Below are 18,202 nucleotides of genomic sequence, written 5' to 3' on the forward strand. Positions count from 1 at the left end.
TATGGTTGGTTTTATATTCTTACATAGAGACTTTTTAGAATGGGAATGGTACCAAAATTCTGAGGTCAGTCGTCTGTTTATTCATTTATTGCTTAAAGCAAACTTTACCGATAAAAAATGGCAAGGTATAAATGTAGAACGGGGGCAACTAATTACTTCTTCAAATCACTTAGCAACAGATTTGAATCTATCTGTTCAAAAAATTAGAACTGCTTTAAAAAAACTTGAATCCAGAGGTTACATAACACGTAAAACAACAAACAAATTTACTCTAATAACCATAGTTAATTATAGCATTAGGCAGACCATAAGCTCACTATCTAACAAACAAAATACAACTCAAAGAACAAACCCTCAACTTTCAAATAACAAACAATCAACAACAACTAAAGAAAGTAATAAAGAAAATAAATTTAATAAAGAAAAAATAGAGCTGCGTAGAGAAAATTTCAAAAAACAAGTTTTTGAACACTCACATTACTCTAATAAAATTTTAATTGATTTTTTTAATTACTGGAGCGAATTTAATACTGCAAAAACAAAAATGAAATTTGAAGGCCAAGGCGATTATTTTGAAATCGAGAAGCGATTAAAAAAATGGGCGGCAAATGAAAAGCCTTTGTTGACAAATACAAAATTTAAAAACAATAGGTATGAATAATAAAAACAAACCCAAAGAGCTGTGGGATTATGCTACGGTAAAAAAAATATTGTTAGAAAATCTAAAGAATATCACTCAAAAAGACTTTATAGAAAATGATAATAATTTCCAAAAATTAGATACTATTATTCTCTATCTGATCAAAAATGAACGGTTTTATGAATCCCCAATTCTAAGGCTGAAAAATCAATCAATTCCAGATTTTAATAAGGGGTTGCTTTTTATTGGTGGTGTTGGTACAGGAAAATCCTCTTTTTTAAAGGCCATGTCTAAAACTTTAGAACCTATTCATTTTTTAAGAACAACATACCATTTGTCCTCAGACTTAGTAAAAGAATATGAAGGAATATTGAATCCTTTAAACATGAAAGAGTTTAATAATAAATACTGCAATGGGCGCCGCATTTTTGATGACCTTTTAAAAGAAAAAATAGCATCAAATTTTGGAAAAACAAATTTAATAAAAGAATTAATTGCAAATAGGTCTGAAAATAATAGAGTCACGTTTGCTGCAATGAATTATCACAACCAGTTTCCTGGCAATATTGAAATAGCATTAAACCAAATTGGCGATTATTATGATGATTTTATATATGACCGCTTTTTTGACATGTTTAATATTGTAGAATTTGGCGGTAAAAGCATGCGAGGTAAAAGGTTAAATTAAACTTTATTTAACGGATTAAAACACAAAATAATCATGAATAGCGCAAAAAACTGCAAATATTGTCAAGAAACCTTCACACCAAGAAGGCGTAACCACCTTTACTGCACCACAAGTTGTAAAACTATGGCAAGCTATAAAAGAAACAACTACAAATATATTGCAGGGCATTACCAAAAGCAGAAATTAACCAAGCTCGAAGCAGAAATCATTCCTGTCTCAACAGAGGTAAAGACTTCCGTTCAAACTTTAGAAGACCGAGTTGAAAAAATGAGCAAAGTTAATGTTCCCTCTATAACAAATGCAGCACTTGGTTCATTAGCAGCAAGCACGGCTATTAATGGCGCAAAACGATTATTTGCACCTAATAGCTTGCCTGCTACTAAAGGAGATATTGATAAATTAAAAAATGATATTAATGAGTTAAAACAATTAATAAATAATAATAAAAGTGGGTTTGGTGTTTATTGAATTATTTTTAAATACACATTAATAATTAATATACCATATCATGAAAACAATTTTATTGCATAACATTACACCAGATGAATTGAAAAATATGATAATCGCCGATTTAAAATCTGAAATAGAAACTTTACTCCTAAAAGCTAATGATACTCAAAATTATTCTGTTCAAAAAGCTTCTAAATTATTAGGCTGCTCAGAGCTAACCATCTACAATTACATTAAAAAAGGGTTACTTCCCGCTTTTAAAATAGGTAGACATTATATAATTAAAAAGATAGATATAGATAACGCCTTGAAAGAAGTAAAATCGTTGAAATATAGGAGGTGATTAAATTATGCTAGTTTTATTCTTGGGTCTATTAAACAATTATTTTCTAGCATTGTAATGTCATTGTGAAATACCACCACCACGCGGTTTTGTTCTAAGATATTCATCAATTGATTGGCTAATTTTAAGACAGTAACTTTAAACACCAATTCTGACAATGGAAATTTAGGGTAATTAATAAAGTCAAACTTTAAAGAAGGTTCGACTTGACCACTTAAAACAATATCACACTCTGAAATGGCGGCACTTAAATAAATTTTTTCAAATTCAATAAACTGATTTTGAATTGCCTGAAGTTTATAAACAACATCATTTTTATTCCATTGGTTTTCAGTATAGCGCCTTTGCAAACCAATAGTTACTGTGGCTGTATATTTTTCTGAATTAATTATTTTCATAACCCTTAACACCTCTTTAATTCATCGCACTCTTCCTTTGTTAAAAAAGCATTACACACACCTAAATCTGATAAAACATTATTCTCTATCTGCAATAAAACACCAAATTCACTTTCATAGACCACATCATAATATTCTGTTATCCTCTTGCCATAGGTATGCCGTTTTTTATATTCATATTTAAAAGCTTTAATAGTGCTTCCAAAACTACAACCTATACATTTACTTAATCTTGGTTTGGCTTTTTCTAAGAGTATAATTTCTACTCCCTCTTCTTCTAAAGATTTAAATTGAGATCTTAACTGACCGATAAAATCTTGAGATGATTCTAATTGTATAATGTCATAATCCTTAAAAAGCTTTGTAACAGCTTCTAAATTAACACTTCGTAAAGCATTGTCTAATTCCTTTAAAAATTTCCGAGTGTTAATTTCATTAAAATAGGTCTTTATAGATTTTGGATTTCCAATTTGTGTAATCATCTAGTATAATATTAAGGGTTAAATAAAAACTTCCATTTAATTTACGGAAGGACTACTACTGTACATAGAGCCATTATGGATAATCGTTTGTTGTGAACGCTGTTCTTTTTCACCTGACCGGATAATTTTCACACCGGTTTGTCCAATGGTATTTCGTTCATCATCTAATGGAAAATTGCTAATTAACAACCCATACTCATATTGATTTTTCTTAAAGAATATACTTCCAAAATCATCATTTATGCTACAATTCCAGTTTCGATAAACACGATTACTTTCCTGATTATAATTTGAGGAAATACGCACTGTAACCCCTTTTTGCTTAAATCTGGTGCCTTTGGTAAGTACATCATAAAAAGCAGGTTCAAAATAGTCTAATAATCTGTGGTAGGCATCATTATCAATAAAACTGAGCTTTTCTCTTCCCTCTTCAGTTATCAAATCTTCATAAGATACAAACTCGGTTTCTATAATTGGTGTAAAGACCCCTTCTCTTTGAGAACTTAAAAATCTTGTATGAGTACTAAGACCTCTCACATTATTGTTATATAATTCATTCCTCCAGTCATCATCGGCGAAAATTTCCCAATCTTGCTCAAATTGCGCATAATGACTCAAAAGACTTAAACTAGCTAACAATTTAAAGTCTCTATTATTGTGATAACCGCAAAAACGCCCTGTAATTCCCTGTGCACCATTAGCCAACTGCCTGTCTCTTGGTTCAATACCAAAACGAACTTTTTCTTTTAGAATACCCAAATCTTTACCCGCAGATAGTGCCTGAACAATAATTAAAACAACACGTTTACCTCTTTTTAGTACTAAACTAGAAACTTCTTTAATCCCTTCATTAATACTATAATCACATGCATTATCCGAACCTATCGCAATAACTGTGCACTGATTTTTATATTGATTTTTTAATAATCTCCTTAATTCTAAAGCACGCAAAGTATTTGATTCTCTAATAATGCCTAAACCATTTTCAAATGTGTTCAGATGTTCTATATACTCTTCTACTTTAGGATGAACGTTATAAATAATATCCTCGCCTTCACCTTGTGATTGCAATGGCCTAAAATTACTTGGTATATCTTCTATCAATCCATTTTCTAACATTTCTGATATACCATAATATTCAGGAGGCCTTACACCAACAACAACATCTACATCGGCATCTCCAGTATATTGTGCATCCAAAATATCGTAAGGTGTTGCACTTACTGCCAGTAATTTAATATCAGGAATACGTCTTCTTAATTCTCTAAAAAAAGCCATTTGAAAGCTAGACTCCTCTCCACAGCCATATTGATCCTCATCTCTTACTATTAATTGCACATCAAATTCATTCACTACTTTATGTGGATTTGGGTGATTGAAGAAATCACTCATTTTCATCACTTTTAAGTTTGAGGATTTCATTTCCCCAGTTGCAGCATCATAATACTCTCTGTGTAATACTCTGCAATTTTGGTCATATAAATCAGTGTCACGCATACTTGTTACAAATAATACTGATTCATAATCATTAATTAGTCCAATGGCTGGCAATACGTAATTTGCTAAAAAATAAACTGTTCCAGACTTTCCACTTTGCATGGATGCAACAAATGCCATATTTTGGTTTCCCTCTTTAATTGAAAGACCTAATCTAAGCGCATTTATAATTTGATTAGGAAAAACCCCTGTACGTTTCGCGTTATTAAGCGTATCAATTATATTTTCCTCTAAAGATTGAGGAGCATCTAATTGACGAAGTAATGTTTCAATTTCAGCGTTCCAATGTTTTTGATATGCAGTCATGTGATTCAGTATTAAAGATTAACACTGCAATAATACAACTGAACTATGCAGCATAATTGCATAGTGAGGGATTAGACTAACGTTTAATTAACCAATATTATGATTAATTCGGTCAATAATTGACACTATTTCTCGAACCTTATTATCTTCAAATAATCCAATGATACCATCATCACTCGCTTCATTAAATGGGGGCTGTGTCAATAGTTTTTTATCTAATGTCCCATTATTATTTAGATAATTTATTAAAGTTTGTATGAATGTAATTTGTACGGATTTTAAATTTTTATCTTGAATAAAGTTTGCAAAAAGACCATTCACCACTTCAATATCCAAACCTACCACGCTTCTAATGAATTTACCTAATGGTTGATCGCCATATTCATTCTCATATTCCTCTTTTGTCCCAAGCTCATCATTAAACAAAAAGGATTCTAAAAGCTGTAATTCTTTTGGTGTAATAGGAATGTTTTTGTGAAGTTTATCAATCACCAGATGTGATTTATTTTTTCTTATAAATGCTTCAACACGGTCCTTATAGCTTTTTAACTTGGAATACGTTGGCATTATATCCAATTCCTTTACTCGATGATACTGTATTTCATCAGCAAAATCAGTATAGACTGTTTTGATCTCTTCCTTTTCAATAAATTTCAATAAATCTCTTAATTCTACCCTTATATTTTCAACAATATTCACATTTGTATGTCTCCAAAACTCTTCTTCTTGGACTTGTCTAATCAATACTAGTTTTTCATTAACTTTTGGAATATTACGCTTCTTATATAAATTATGTGCTATGTTATAAATTTGCTTAACATAGGCTTCTTCGCTTTTCCCATTCCCTAAAAGAATGGCCAGTTGAAAGTTAAGAATCAATAAGTCGAATCTTTTTGCTAATTCATCATCATCTTCATTGTAAGGTGCTAATCCAGATAGGTTTGTACTTATATCATGCACATCACCCACACTCAAATTTTCCCAACGTTGTCTGTTCTTAAATTGAGTGACTAGTGACCAATGCTTCCTAACCTCAAATCTTTCTTCATCAAGTTTTTTTATAACTTCAAAAAGTTGATTGGTATAGTTGAGTGCCAATATATCTTCTTCAGGAGTAGATTCTGAATTATTTCTGATTGTTATCAACACATTTAACTTGGCTTCAAATATTTTTTCAGATAAGGTTTTAGCGTTAGTTCCTTTAATACCATCTGGAAACTCCCCAAAAAAAGTGAAGTTATCACAAATGTCAAAAATCATGAAATAGTCCTTATCCACTCCAGGACCAAATAAGTTTGGTCTTAGTCTTGTTCCACGACCAATCATTTGCCAGAATTTAGCATAGGATTTCACTTGTTTAAAAAACACCAAGTTTACTACTCTTGGTGCGTCAACCCCTGTATCCATCATATCCACAGATACAGCAATTTGTGGTTCCAGTTCATTTTTATCCTCACAAAATTTCTCTAATAAATCTTGTGCTTTAGTTTCATAATTATCAATGACCCTTAAAAACAAACCTGAATATTCTGGATAATTCTTGTTAAATCTATCTTCAATAAAACGGGCATGATTATGATTTTTGGCAAAAATGATGGTTTTCCCAAGCTTATCTCCACCTTCTACTTTTACACCATTATTCATTAAATAGTCCAATACCAAATCAACGGTTTGATTATTAAATAAAAACTTGTTTATGGCAGATTTACTTATCTCTATGTCTTCTTCATCGCCTGATGCGCCATCAATAAATGTTTCTTCAAATTTTAGTTTATCTTCCTCTGATAGCTCACTATATTTAATACCTTCATGAACAAACTTTATGGGCACTTCAATGGCTTTAGGTGGCACCAAATACTTGTCTTGAACAGCCTGATTCAATTCATACGCATAAGTTGGATTATCATCCTCAATTTTAAATAATGAATAGGTATTATGGTCAATGTCTTTTTTAGGTGTAGCTGTTAATCCAATCAAAATAGCATCAAAATAATCAAAAATAGCACGGTACTTTTGATATACAGATCTATGAGCTTCATCAATAATGATCATATCAAAATGACCTGCTCCATAAAACCTGCCATCATCATTTTTAAGGCTATCTATACGGTTCATTATAGTCGGATAAGTAGAGAAAACAAGACGTGTTCCATTATCCTCTTTTTCTTTAGTTAAATCGATAGCACTTAAATGCGGTAAATGTTCTTTAAACGCATTTTTAGCTTGGGTTACTAAGGCATTTCTGTCTGCTAGAAATAATACACGTTTTGCCCAATTACTTTTGGTTAGCATATCTACTATGGCTGCTGACACTCTAGTTTTGCCACTTCCAGTTGCCATTACTAGCAAGGCTTCTCTGTTTTTACCCTTTAATGTCCCTTGATTGGTACCTACTAAACCTTCTGCAACACGTTTTATGGCTTCTAATTGATAAGGCCTTCCAACAATGTCTGTATTAACTTGAAATTGTCTTAAATCCTTTCTTGTAGTTCTGCGTTCAATAAGATATTGAAGCTCATCTTTCGTATAAAAACCACTAACTGGACGTTCAGGGTAAAACATATCATCCCATAAATGGGTTTCAAACCCGTTGGAGTAGAATATAATGGGTCGTTGACCTGTCATTTGTTCTAAACAATTGGCATACAAAAAGGCTTGGTGCTTTCCTTTTTTAGCATCATGAAGTGTTTTTTTAGCTTCTACCACAGCTAAAGGCATCCCATTATCATCCCAAAGCACATAATCTATATAGCCAATCCCTGTCGGATTTACCGATACCGGCATGCCAGTAACTTTATATTCTAAATCTCTATGAAGTTTTAGATTATCCCAACCAGCTTCTTTAAGCAATACATCAATAAAGAGTTTACGTGTTTCTGCTTCAGGAGTTAACATTGGGACAACCTCTTCAAAATCTACCTCAATCTGACGTTCTTCTTTACGTTCTTTTAGTAGCTTTTGTTGCTGATCAACTTGTTGTTTTAATAAGTTATTTTCCTTTTGTAGTTCATTCGTTCTTTCCAGTTGAATCCTTTTCTCTGCAAGTAATTTTTCAATAGCATCTGATTTATCCTGAAGTTCTTTTAAAGTTTTTTCATTGACTTCTCCAGTAGGAATTAAAGCTTCATTGAATGCTGGAATGATGGGGCTCTCTTCATTGTAATTAATCCCAATAAAAGATAAGAGCCTAAATACACTTCGAAGGCAAATAAGCGCTTCCCTGTCATTGACTCTTGTACCATGTGCAGCGGCATTTCCAATTTTTCTAACTAGAGTAAGCTCATTAAGTAAGGTTTCTTTAATATCATTTTTAAAATCATCATGATACATGAGCGAAGATAAGGTCGTATCATATGGTCTTTCATAATCTGGATCATTATCATACAACCAATTCACAGTGAGCTCCAAGGCAATTCTGCATTGTAATGCTGCATATTTTGGAGCCTTAAACACATACTTTTCTGCCTCAACAGATTGAGCGTATAATTCTGGAAAGTCTGACTTAATAAAATCGAAATTACTTTGCATAAGCATTAAGGATTTTTAAAAGTAGGAAATAATTGTTTGTGAAATGATTTAATGGAATTCAATCTGTGAAAATCAAAATGCTCCCTATCTTTAAAATTTATAATATGGTCACACTTAGGGCACCCAAAGACTTCTGAACCTGACCCAATTTCATTAAACGATTCTCCAATTAGTTGTAGATCCTGATATTCAATCGAGTAATTAGGTATGTTAAACCCACTCTTTAGCATACTTTTTAATTGATTTCTATATTGTTCATGAGTGAAATTTCCTTGCTTCCACAAAAACCAATACTTCCCATCATTTCTTTGTCCATAGTTAGTAATATTTGGATGAATATTTTTATGTTCTTTAAACCAATTTAGTTGTTTCTCATACAATTCTTTAGATCCTTCTATTTCCTCTGTCTCATTTCCACATTCTGGACAACAAATAATCCCTCTATTTAAATGTCCTTTAGTATGACACTTATATTCCTGACCAGTTCGTTCTAAAATATTTTTTCTGTCTTCTAGTTTTTCTGAATTACAGCATGCGTAACAATTATTGCATATATACCATCCACAGTCATCATCGTGTCCCTCATTCTTACATTTAACTGTATCTCGACTATCAATAATATCTTCACAATTCCCATTTAGACAATGAGATAAATAGATGTCCATATTATTTTCCTCGCACAAATCATTGTTGCAGTAAAACTTAGTTACACCATAAAAAGCATAATTCGATTTTTTTCTTGGTCTTAGTATAGTGTCACATGACCTACATTTTAAATGTTCTAAAAATCGATTGACCCTATTAACAACATTTAAAAGTATTTCATATTGAGTTTTATTATAATCAATCTTTAAAATTCTTAAAACATCTTCAAGGGTATAATTTTTCCAATCTTCAGGGGAATGTTGTTTTCGACAAGCATTATAACATTGATTGTTTTCACACCACCAAAATTCAAATCCTGATTTTTTACATAAACTAGGTTGGTTAGTGGATTTTAACATTGCTTTTCTACCATCGCAAAAATTTGAGAATCTTGGAAAATATTCTGATTTCGTTAACGAATATGTTGTCTCTTTTTCCTCCATATCTAAAATATCGGGCTCATGCACATTTAACACTGTTCTGCCTGTACATTTTTCAAAAAAGCCATCTATAACCAATAGATCATCTGGGTACTTTACTTGATTAGCTATAATATCAAAGATTGTATTCCTTGTGGTTATTGTATTGTTGGATAAATCAGTAATTAATTTTAAAATAACACATAAAGTAAAGTCCAGACCCACACCATCAATTTCTCTAGCATATTCACTTGTTTGATAATCAATAGTTGTAATCTTGTTTAGATCATCAAGAGACAAATCCAATTTTTTGGTTTCAATAAGCATCAGTACTTTTTTAAAATACAGCTTTTGCATTTCCGGAGATAAAATGCCGGTATATATAACCGTATTGTAAAAATCTAACTCATCTATATAATCTAATACAAACCACTTGATTTTAATATAATCTGGCGACTTAATATAAATGGTTTTAAAAAAATGGCGATTTAATTCTTTTGAGCTTGCGTTATCTATAAAAAATCGAATTAAATTAAAATCCTTTTCATTTTTTACAAAGTCTTTATCGTAGTGTGATTTAGAAAATAAATCATTTAATTCTTGCTCTGTGGCATTTTTGAAAATACCTAATATTTGATTTATGGCATTTTTTGAACCTTCGTACCATAGCTCTGCTACTTTGGAATAAATAACATCAATAGGAGAGTAACTTATAACATTATTATTCCAGAATGAAAATAATTGGTTATTATTAAAAACCGTATAATCTATTTCAATATTATATTTAGTGAAAGCCTTGATTATTGTTAAAAGATTATTGCTTTTTGAGTCATCATTACCTCTTAACTTTTTAAGTGACTCATTAAGTACAATCTCAATTTCATCTTTGTCTAATTTATCCAAACAAGTAATGGAATTTGTTGTTGTAATGTGGTTTACTATAGAATCTTTTATATTATTAAAGGGTATAGTTGCTGATGTTTTTAGCCATAAATGAAATTGGTGCTCTATGGCAAAGGTCTTCATTACTTTATTTGTAATTGTTTCTCTTATACTTAGTGAAGCAAGTTCACATAGTTCATATAGAAAAATTGCCTGAGATATATTAGTTAGCTCATTATTAACAAAGGGCTCAATGATGTTTTGTATTTCTTTTTGTTGCTTTTTACTTAATTGCTCTGCTTGAAGTTTAATTTGTTCTAAAGTCTGGATAAAATACTTGTGATTTCCTTTTTCAATGCTTTGATAAAGCAAAAATATTATATCTTCTTCATGCTCTAATTTGTTTACTTTTAAGGCACTTATTTTCGTTCGATTTTCTAATTCCTCTATGGCAATTTCAACCAATACCTCATCATTTTCTCTAAAATGACGAGGATTTATGCCATAGACCACACTACCATTAAAATGAACATCTGGAATCCCGGAGCAAGTTAAAAAACCGTACTCTCCTTCATTAGAATGGTTATAATACCATTTTACTTTCGCCTCTATTTTGTAACAAGTGTCGTTATAATAAAATTTTTTAAGAAAATTAAGCCTTCTTTCCTTAGCTGAAGAAGTGGTATTTAATTCAGTTCTAGTACTATCTTGATTAATAAACTTACCCAAATCAATTTTATCACCACTTATTTTTGGACCTGAAAGTTTTATATATTTTGTGTCTTGTTTGCCTTTTTTAAAGATGTCTTTTATCTTTTCTACAACTTTATCACTTACTATTTGATCTAAAAATAAAAACTCATAATCAAGCTCTTTCTCAAAAGACTTTAAGGTCTCAAGGGATATATCAAGCTCATTTATAAGTTGTGAAATTTTCATCTAATTTATATAATTAAGGCATTTATTAAACCATCCTATAACTGCTTCACCATCTTCACCTACTTTCTTAAAATTATCTATTAACTCTAATTTTTATAACTCGACATCAACTTATAACCATAACGTTTTTACTTCAAATGATACTGAAACTTAAAATAGGTTTCAATAGAGTATGGTCTATTATCTGCTTCTGCTTTGGCTTTAAAATCCTTAATGTTTTCAATAGCTTTATGGCGCATTTTTTTATTATTAATTTCAAGAAAAACATCAAGATACTTGAGGTAATCAGGATCATTTAAACTTAAATTAAAAACTTTACGAACCACTTCAAACTCCGCAAATTTTTTATTGTCTTTTTTAAGCTCTTTTTTGCCAGGTTTATTTTGTTTAAATTTATTGGGCTTCCAGCTTACACCTCCAATAAATTTTGCACTTCTAGAACCTCGTTGACTCATCTTGTAATTATTTAGTTTACCAACTTTCTTTTAAACGCCTTTAGCAACAGGCTGTAAAACAATTCTTGATTCCCTTTTTTGCCTAAAAGAAATCTTTTTGTAGTGTCATTTACTGGTAAACATATAATTGGTTTTTGTTTCATGACATTCTCGTGTAAATTATTGAATTTATGCTCATGCTATTTTATATCAAACTAATTAAATTTTCGCTGTTTTAATCAAAAATTTAAGGCACGTAGTTCTTCTACTATTTCAATTATAGCCTCATGACTTGTGTTTTCCAATTTTAAATCCCAAACAGACCAGACAGTACTATTTGAACCATAAGTTCTGTGCACAAATTGTCTATTTGTGTTGGCCTGCAATAAAGTATTAATAGCAATAATTTTATTAGGCAATAAATTACCAATTGGATACTTCAAACCGATGCTTTCTTCAGTTATAAAAAGCTCGAATTGCATAGGTATAGCTATTCGAGAATATATGTATGTACCACTAGCAGCTAAAGTAAAATTAAAATTTTTGGATAGTTCCTGTTTTAATTTTTCGCTAAGTTTTTTTGAACTCATACCAACTCCCCTTTAAACGCCTTTTGGAAATGGCTATTAATTAATTCTATTCTACTTATAATTTTAACATCACTAATCTGATTAAATTTTCAAATTATTATAGGTACTAATTACTAATTCATTTCCATATTTCCTTTCTAAACTTCGCATTTTAAAATGAGCCTCAGCTACGGTTTGAAAATGGTTTAAAAACACAAAATTTATAGTTCCTCCTCCAACAGCACCAAGTACTGGAATGGCTTGGGCTACAAATTTTTCAGAAACCTGAATAGAAAATCTACCAGCGATAATCCCGATTAGTTTCATTAAAGGGTTAGAGCTTGCTATTAGCATCTTATTTAAACCTTGAACACCATTTTTTGCTACATAAGCACTTGCTCCTTTAGCTGCTGAATTTAGGGCAAGTCTCATGGTGTAATAAGAGGTCTCTAAGCCATCATCATCTTTGGATTTACCACCTAATGCGAATACTTGCATACAAGCCATTTGTGTTTCAAAATCTTGAAGATTTTCTCCATGACTTCTGGCAATATCTAAAATTGAACGCATCATAAATTTGGTTGAAACCGCAAGCTCTGATGCAAATATGGCAGTGCCTATTCCTGTTGTAGAACCCAAAACACCACTTAATGCCCCCGTAGTAGTTACCAATGCCTTGTAAGTTTTATTAGAGGGCTTTTTAAAAGTTTTACCATTTTGCATGGTAACCAAATTGCTTTTTACAACCAGTGTTAAAGATTTATTGACTTGCTTTTGTAGCCATAGTTGCTGTTTGGCTGGGATCTTTTTTATAGTCGAGTCTAAACTATTGCCTAGTTTGTTTAGCCCTTTCATTACAAACCCAATATTTTCCATATGGTGTTTAGCCTGTTTTATAGCTTCTAAATCTTCTGGTGACATACGATTTGTAAGTGGCTGTGAACTCATATTAATTTATTAACTCCCCTTTAAACGCCTTTTGTAATAGGCTGTTAAACAACTCTTCACTTTTTTGTAAACTTTGGTGGGCTTGGGCTTTTTGGGCTTCAATAGCTTGTGCTCTCTCTGCAAATTGGTTTTGAAGGTCAATTGGAGGTAATTGAATTTCTACATTTGACAACAAATCTTGATTTATATTTTGAATGTTAGCTCCTCTACCATTTTTGAAAATATGCTTTTTAAATAATTTATTTCTCATCAATTGAACCAAATATAATTCATTTAAATCAAGATTGTTTTTTCTAAATCTTATACAGAAACCACTAAAAGTAACTTTTTCACCATTTGGATATGTAATTAGACATCTTCCAACTAAATCTTTATTTCCATTTGAACGCACAAAAACTAAATCACCATTTTCTAATAAAAAGCCATCTGAAGGAAAAGATTCAATTTCAATTGTTGAAAGACTATTATAGTCTGATATTTCCCAGTAATCCTTAAAATCTCCAACACCTAATATTTTAACTTTAATTCCATTTTTAGTTTTTGTATAATTCAAACCATTTTTAAAATTGCCTAAATCACCTAATTTTTTCGACTCCCACCCCTTCGGATTACTCACAGGATCTCCAAACATCTCCACAAAGAGGCTTTGGGTAAGGACATCATATTTTTCTATTAATTTTTTGTCAAGTTGGCGTAGTTTTTCTGCCTCATCTAAAATAGCAGCTATCTTTTTTTGGGTGTCTAGTGGTGGAAGTGGGATTTTTAAATTTGAAAGGTAATCTTTAGATATATGTTTTAATCCTGCACCTTTAAATCCTTCTTCAAGTAGATGAATATTTCCAGATAAATAATAAAATACAAACTTTGCAAAAGTATCAGTTTTACTTGTAGGTTGACAAACAAAACAATCCGTTGAAACAGCAAATTTGCCATCACAGTAGTGTACACTTGCCTTTCCACCTGTTCCAAATATTAAACTCTCTTCTTCAAAAAGATAATCATTTAATGATTTAGTCAAAGTATCACTTGAGGTATAAAATGGGTAATTTCCATCTTCTAGAATTAACCCATCTCCTGCTTTAATTTTTGACTTCTTTTGAAAATTAAAAAGGGTAGAAAATAATTTTTTATCCATTCAAAATATTTTCTAAAGTTAATAATGCATTTGTTCTTTTATTGTCTAATTCCTTTATAGCAGCAATGATATCTTTTGGTTTTTCATATTCAATTTCTTCATATACAATTTCCTTGTAACGGTTAATGGATAAATCCCAATCGTTGCTTTTAATGTCCTTAAAAGGCACTAAAAAGCTTTGGTCTGTGCGTTTTCTATTGGCTTCAGCTTCTAAATTTTTATAGCGTTTTAAAATATCAGGTATATCATTGTCATTAATGGCATTGCGTTTATCATCTAAACTATATCCATCGGCTTTCATATCGTAAAACCATACCTTATCTGTGCCTCCAGAATTGGTCTTGGTAAAAAACAACACTGCTGTACTTACTCCTGCATAGGGTTTAAATACCCCGCTAGGCATAGAAATAACAGCTTCCAATTTTTGGTTTTCCACCAACGCTTTACGAATCGCTTTATGTGCGCCACTGCTACCAAACAGCACACCATCTGGCACAATGACAGCGGCACGACCACCTACTTTTAATGTGCGCAACATTAAGGCTAAGAACAATAATTCTGTCTTTTTGGTTTTAGTGGTTTGTAGCAGGCTACTTTCTACTTCATCATAATCCAGACTGCCTTTAAATGGCGGATTTGCCAGAATTAAGGTATAGGCGTTCTCTACCTTGCCATTGGCTTCACTTAAAGCATCTGTCCCGGTCAGTATAGGAGTTTCTATACCGTGTAATTGCAAGTTCATGGCAGCAATTCGCAACATGGATGGGTCAAACTCTGTCCCATGAAACATGTTGGTATTAAAATGTTCTCTAAAGGTTATATCCTGAAACCAATCGTTATGGTTATCAAAAATATATTCTCCAGCACTTACCAAAAACCCGGCTGTACCACAGGCAGGATCGCAAATAATATCGTCTTTTTTGGGTTGTGCCATGGCTACCATCATGTTAATGATATGTCGAGGTGTACGGAATTGTCCGTTAGTACCTGCTTCTGCAATTTTAGATAGCATGTACTCGTACAAATCTCCTTTGGTATCTCTATTGTCTAAAGGTAACTGGTCTATTTGCTGAACCACCTTATCTAACAGTTTTGGAGATTGAATCATGAAGATGGCACCTTTCATGAATTTGGCAAATTCACCACCTTCGGCACCAATGGTTTTCATAAAGTCAAAGGCTGTGAGATTATTTAATTCCCGTTGTGGTCTGGTAAACAGACTGAACATGATTTCTGGGTCTTTATTTTTAAAGTTGCTCCAACGCAAGGGGCTTTGCTCCTTGGTGTAAATAGGTTTGTCGATAGGAACACCTAATAGGCTAGCCTGTTTTTCCATTCGGATTTGTTTATCGTCTAGCTGCTTAATAAAGATTAAATAGGTAAACTGCTCAACTACTGTTAGGGGATTTGAGATCCCTCCTGTCCAGAAATCGTTCCAGATTTTATCTATTTTACTTTTAGTTTCTCCTGTGATCATGTGTTAATTTATAGGTTCTATATTATTTAATTTCGATTTACTTAGGTAGGGTACTTTAGCTGAAGGGACAACTTTAGAACTTTCTATTAAATGATAATCTTGGTCATCAAAAAAAATGTGTGCTTCCATAGCTTTTAATATCTTATCTTTTGCCAATCCCCCTAGAAAATATACTTCATCTACATAAACACCCCATTTTCTTAAAGTTTTAATTACTCTTTTATGAGAAGGAGCATTCCTAGCTGTAACTATAGCTAAACGTAGTGGTGAATATTCTATTCTCATTGGCAGATGTTCTTGGATCTTTGATAGCTTTATCAATAATTTGGCGAAGGGTCCTTCTGCTAAAGCATCATCCTCATGTTCTTTTTCATATTTATGAAAAGAATCCATTCCTTCAGTTTTGAAACGATATTCAGAATCATCAGAAAATAATACAGCATCAGCATCAAATGCAATCTTAACCCTAGGGTCTAATGAAGAAAATGACGTGGGTGGATTATAAATTAAAGCAGCAGCACATTCTCCACTATCAATTACCGTTTGAACATCTTTTTGATCTTTTGACAAAAACAAATCTATATCGTAGGCATTAATATAGGGAGCAAGAGGCTCGCCTCCAGTAAATGCTACTCTTGTAATATCTAGATTGTATTTCTCCATTGTATTTAAAACTCTCATGCCTGTTTCAGGACTGTTTCTTGACATAACTACTACTTCAACTATCTTCTTTTTGGCTACTTTATTTAATTCCAGTAAACTTCGTACTAAATAAAAAGCTGTTCCTGTCAACAATAATTCATTCTCATTGTCTAATTGATGTTTTCTGAACACTTCAATGCCTTGTTCTTCAAAAATTTTATTTTCTTCTTCCAAGTCAAATAAAGCCCTTGTGGAAACACCAACTACTAAAATCTCTGATAAATCTACTGGCATATAGTTAATTGCTATTGTTCTATTAAACTTATTTCTTCACTTTTTTCTAAACCTTCAATACGAGCTATAGCGTAACCCGCTATATCCAGTAGTATTTATTATAAATTATCTATTTTACTTTTAGTTTCTCCTGTGATCATGGGTTAATCTATAGATTTATTTAAGTCATCGAACTTCTGTTGCATAGTTGAGTTATTATAGGTTAACTTTTTGATGGTTAACTCTTCTGTTTTGTTATTTGCCAAACGCAAATTGTTAACTGAAGATAGCAACGCATCTTTAGTTTTTTGAAGGTGCGTCATGGTTTTATCTATCTCCTCTATAGCTGTTTTAAATTGGCGACTAGCCAAATCGTAGTTTCTCGCAAAGCCTGTTTTAAACTCATTGATTTTGTCTTCAAAGTTAGATATGTCTACGTTTTGGTTTCTAACCATATTCAATTCCGTTTTATATTGTAATGATTTCATCCCAGCATTTCTGAGCAAGGTAATTATTGGAATAAAAAATTGTGGTCGAATAATATACATTTTTTCGTATTTATAAGACACATCAACAATTCCGGTATTGTAAAACTCATTGTCGGCTTCTAACGAAGACACTAAAACGGCATATTCACAGCCTTTGTCTCTTCTGTCTTTATCCAGTTTTGCAAAAAAGTCTTCGTTTTTCTTTTTTGTTACAGTCTCGTCGTTTTCGTTTTTCATTTCAAACATAACTGAAATGATTTCATTTCCATCAACATCACTTTCCCTATATATATAATCACCTTTTGTTCCTCCAGAAGTATCATTGTCTTTTTCAAAATAGGCATTTTGAAAAGCTGTAGCCCTTAACTTATTGAACTCAATTTCGCAATGCTGTTCTAAAGTTTCGCCCAACATTTTTGTTGACAGTTTTTGCTTGTAATTCTTTAAACGTTCAATTTCTTCATCTTTTAACCTTATGTCTTTGGCTACGTGATCCAGTTCCCTCCTAAAGTCTTCTCTTAAAGATTTTTCAAGGTTCTCTTTTTCAGCTTCTTTAAGTTTTACATCATTAACAAGTTGGTTCTTTTGCTTTTCAAGCTCATTTACTGCATTCTGAAGTTCTAATTTCTTTTCAGTTTCAGCTCTATCTATTTTAGATTCAAGTTCTTGAATCTGCTTTTCTTTTTTAGAAACCTCCTCAACCAATTCGGATTTACTTTTAAATTTTAAAGCATCTATTTCACGTTGTTTCTCTGCCAATTGTTCCTGAAAAGTATTTTTTAATTCAGATTCCTTTAATTGAAGTGCTGTCTGTTTCTCTTTATTAAAGGTCTCCAAACGATTGTTTAACTCTTCTTGAAACTGCTGGTCTCTAACCTGCTTTACAATATCAGTATATACACTATCATCTACTTTAAAAACCTCTTTACAATTTGGACATTTTACGGTTGTATTCTTATTCATGACTACTTGTTTTTAATTGATTAGGATGTAAATATAATATCCAAGTGTGTAGGGTG

Annotated in this window: 16 protein-coding genes; 4 read left to right on the forward strand and 12 right to left on the reverse strand. The window is 31.8% G+C overall.

The annotated features are described in order from the left end of the window. Window position 1: 1 nt before the first annotated feature. From CDH49_RS01875 to CDH49_RS01890, 4 genes are all read left to right on the forward strand, one after another. Window positions 2-661: a helix-turn-helix domain-containing protein gene (locus CDH49_RS01875; RefSeq protein ID WP_100613607.1), complete on the forward strand. Its 660-nt coding sequence runs from the start codon at window positions 2-4 to the stop codon at window positions 659-661. Next, on the forward strand, window positions 654-1,328 hold the full coding sequence (locus CDH49_RS01880) for a P-loop NTPase family protein (protein ID WP_100613608.1): 675 nt from the start codon (window positions 654-656) through the stop codon (window positions 1,326-1,328). The genes CDH49_RS01875 and CDH49_RS01880 overlap by 8 nt, the downstream gene beginning before the upstream one ends. 123 nt (window positions 1,329-1,451) lie before the next feature. Continuing rightward, window positions 1,452-1,796 carry a hypothetical protein gene (locus CDH49_RS01885; RefSeq protein ID WP_100613609.1) on the forward strand — a complete coding sequence of 115 codons (345 nt, stop codon included), beginning with the start codon at window positions 1,452-1,454 and terminating at the stop codon, window positions 1,794-1,796. A 40-nt stretch (window positions 1,797-1,836) separates the two neighbouring features. Further along, complete coding sequence (locus CDH49_RS01890; protein WP_100613610.1) at window positions 1,837-2,121, forward strand: helix-turn-helix domain-containing protein; 285 nt, start codon at window positions 1,837-1,839, stop codon at window positions 2,119-2,121. A gap of 5 nt (window positions 2,122-2,126) precedes the next feature. Here CDH49_RS01890 and CDH49_RS01895 read toward each other — a convergent pair whose 3' ends face one another. The 12 genes from CDH49_RS01895 to CDH49_RS01950 all read right to left on the reverse strand — a co-directional run bounded on the left by CDH49_RS01895 (window position 2,127) and on the right by CDH49_RS01950 (window position 18,146). Beyond that, on the reverse strand, window positions 2,127-2,519 hold the full coding sequence (locus CDH49_RS01895) for a hypothetical protein (protein WP_157805261.1): 393 nt from the start codon (window positions 2,517-2,519) through the stop codon (window positions 2,127-2,129). Window positions 2,520-2,524: 5 nt separating this feature from the next. Continuing rightward, window positions 2,525-3,001: a hypothetical protein gene (locus tag CDH49_RS01900; RefSeq protein ID WP_100613612.1), complete on the reverse strand. Its 477-nt coding sequence runs from the start codon at window positions 2,999-3,001 to the stop codon at window positions 2,525-2,527. Window positions 3,002-3,037: 36 nt separating this feature from the next. Then, complete coding sequence (locus CDH49_RS01905) at window positions 3,038-4,804, reverse strand: hypothetical protein (RefSeq protein WP_100613613.1); 1,767 nt, start codon at window positions 4,802-4,804, stop codon at window positions 3,038-3,040. 87 nt (window positions 4,805-4,891) lie between these two features. Further along, on the reverse strand, window positions 4,892-8,332 hold the full coding sequence (locus CDH49_RS01910) for a DEAD/DEAH box helicase family protein (RefSeq protein ID WP_100614447.1): 3,441 nt from the start codon (window positions 8,330-8,332) through the stop codon (window positions 4,892-4,894). Window positions 8,333-8,337: 5 nt separating this feature from the next. Beyond that, window positions 8,338-11,217: a hypothetical protein gene (locus tag CDH49_RS01915; protein WP_100613614.1), complete on the reverse strand. Its 2,880-nt coding sequence runs from the start codon at window positions 11,215-11,217 to the stop codon at window positions 8,338-8,340. Window positions 11,218-11,345: 128 nt separating this feature from the next. After that, a complete protein-coding gene (locus CDH49_RS01920) occupies window positions 11,346-11,672 on the reverse strand; it encodes a hypothetical protein (protein ID WP_100613615.1) in 327 nt (108 codons plus the stop codon). 218 nt (window positions 11,673-11,890) lie between these two features. Next, window positions 11,891-12,241 (reverse strand): hypothetical protein, encoded by a 351-nt coding sequence (locus CDH49_RS01925; RefSeq protein ID WP_100613616.1) that lies wholly within the window; start codon window positions 12,239-12,241, stop codon window positions 11,891-11,893. 81 nt (window positions 12,242-12,322) lie between these two features. Then, a complete protein-coding gene (locus CDH49_RS01930) occupies window positions 12,323-13,168 on the reverse strand; it encodes an EcsC family protein (RefSeq protein WP_100613617.1) in 846 nt (281 codons plus the stop codon). 1 nt (window position 13,169) lies between these two features. Continuing rightward, window positions 13,170-14,303, reverse strand: a complete 1,134-nt coding sequence (locus tag CDH49_RS01935; RefSeq protein ID WP_100613618.1) for a restriction endonuclease subunit S — start codon at window positions 14,301-14,303, stop codon at window positions 13,170-13,172. Next, the gene (locus CDH49_RS01940; RefSeq protein WP_100613619.1) at window positions 14,296-15,780 is read right to left on the reverse strand and encodes a type I restriction-modification system subunit M; all 1,485 of its coding nucleotides are present in this window, start codon (window positions 15,778-15,780) and stop codon (window positions 14,296-14,298) included. Before CDH49_RS01940 ends, CDH49_RS01935 begins: the two co-directional genes overlap by 8 nt. Window positions 15,781-15,783: 3 nt before the next feature. Further along, window positions 15,784-16,716 carry a 5'-nucleotidase gene (locus tag CDH49_RS01945; RefSeq protein WP_100613620.1) on the reverse strand — a complete coding sequence of 311 codons (933 nt, stop codon included), beginning with the start codon at window positions 16,714-16,716 and terminating at the stop codon, window positions 15,784-15,786. Between the two features lie 143 nt (window positions 16,717-16,859). Beyond that, window positions 16,860-18,146, reverse strand: coding sequence for a DUF2130 domain-containing protein (locus CDH49_RS01950; RefSeq protein ID WP_100613621.1), 1,287 nt, complete (start codon window positions 18,144-18,146; stop codon window positions 16,860-16,862). Window positions 18,147-18,202: the final 56 nt, after the last annotated feature.

It is taken from the genome of Confluentibacter citreus, assembly GCF_002807055.1.
Taxonomy (GTDB): Bacteria; Bacteroidota; Bacteroidia; order Flavobacteriales; family Flavobacteriaceae; genus Confluentibacter; species Confluentibacter citreus.

Coding starts and splice junctions, on each gene's coding strand:
- CDH49_RS01925 (WP_100613616.1), bottom strand. CDS start 12,241: ATGAGTTCAAAAAAACTTAGCGAAAAATTAAAACAGGAACTATCCAAA.
- CDH49_RS01935 (WP_100613618.1), bottom strand. CDS start 14,303: ATGGATAAAAAATTATTTTCTACCCTTTTTAATTTTCAAAAGAAGTCA.
- CDH49_RS01920 (WP_100613615.1), bottom strand. CDS start 11,672: ATGAGTCAACGAGGTTCTAGAAGTGCAAAATTTATTGGAGGTGTAAGC.
- CDH49_RS01940 (WP_100613619.1), bottom strand. CDS start 15,780: ATGATCACAGGAGAAACTAAAAGTAAAATAGATAAAATCTGGAACGAT.
- CDH49_RS01885 (WP_100613609.1), top strand. CDS start 1,452: ATGGCAAGCTATAAAAGAAACAACTACAAATATATTGCAGGGCATTAC.
- CDH49_RS01890 (WP_100613610.1), top strand. CDS start 1,837: ATGAAAACAATTTTATTGCATAACATTACACCAGATGAATTGAAAAAT.
- CDH49_RS01950 (WP_100613621.1), bottom strand. CDS start 18,146: ATGAATAAGAATACAACCGTAAAATGTCCAAATTGTAAAGAGGTTTTT.
- CDH49_RS01895 (WP_157805261.1), bottom strand. CDS start 2,519: ATGAAAATAATTAATTCAGAAAAATATACAGCCACAGTAACTATTGGT.
- CDH49_RS01915 (WP_100613614.1), bottom strand. CDS start 11,217: ATGAAAATTTCACAACTTATAAATGAGCTTGATATATCCCTTGAGACC.
- CDH49_RS01880 (WP_100613608.1), top strand. CDS start 654: ATGAATAATAAAAACAAACCCAAAGAGCTGTGGGATTATGCTACGGTA.
- CDH49_RS01905 (WP_100613613.1), bottom strand. CDS start 4,804: ATGACTGCATATCAAAAACATTGGAACGCTGAAATTGAAACATTACTT.
- CDH49_RS01875 (WP_100613607.1), top strand. CDS start 2: ATGGTTGGTTTTATATTCTTACATAGAGACTTTTTAGAATGGGAATGG.
- CDH49_RS01930 (WP_100613617.1), bottom strand. CDS start 13,168: ATGAGTTCACAGCCACTTACAAATCGTATGTCACCAGAAGATTTAGAA.
- CDH49_RS01900 (WP_100613612.1), bottom strand. CDS start 3,001: ATGATTACACAAATTGGAAATCCAAAATCTATAAAGACCTATTTTAAT.
- CDH49_RS01910 (WP_100614447.1), bottom strand. CDS start 8,332: ATGCAAAGTAATTTCGATTTTATTAAGTCAGACTTTCCAGAATTATAC.
- CDH49_RS01945 (WP_100613620.1), bottom strand. CDS start 16,716: ATGCCAGTAGATTTATCAGAGATTTTAGTAGTTGGTGTTTCCACAAGG.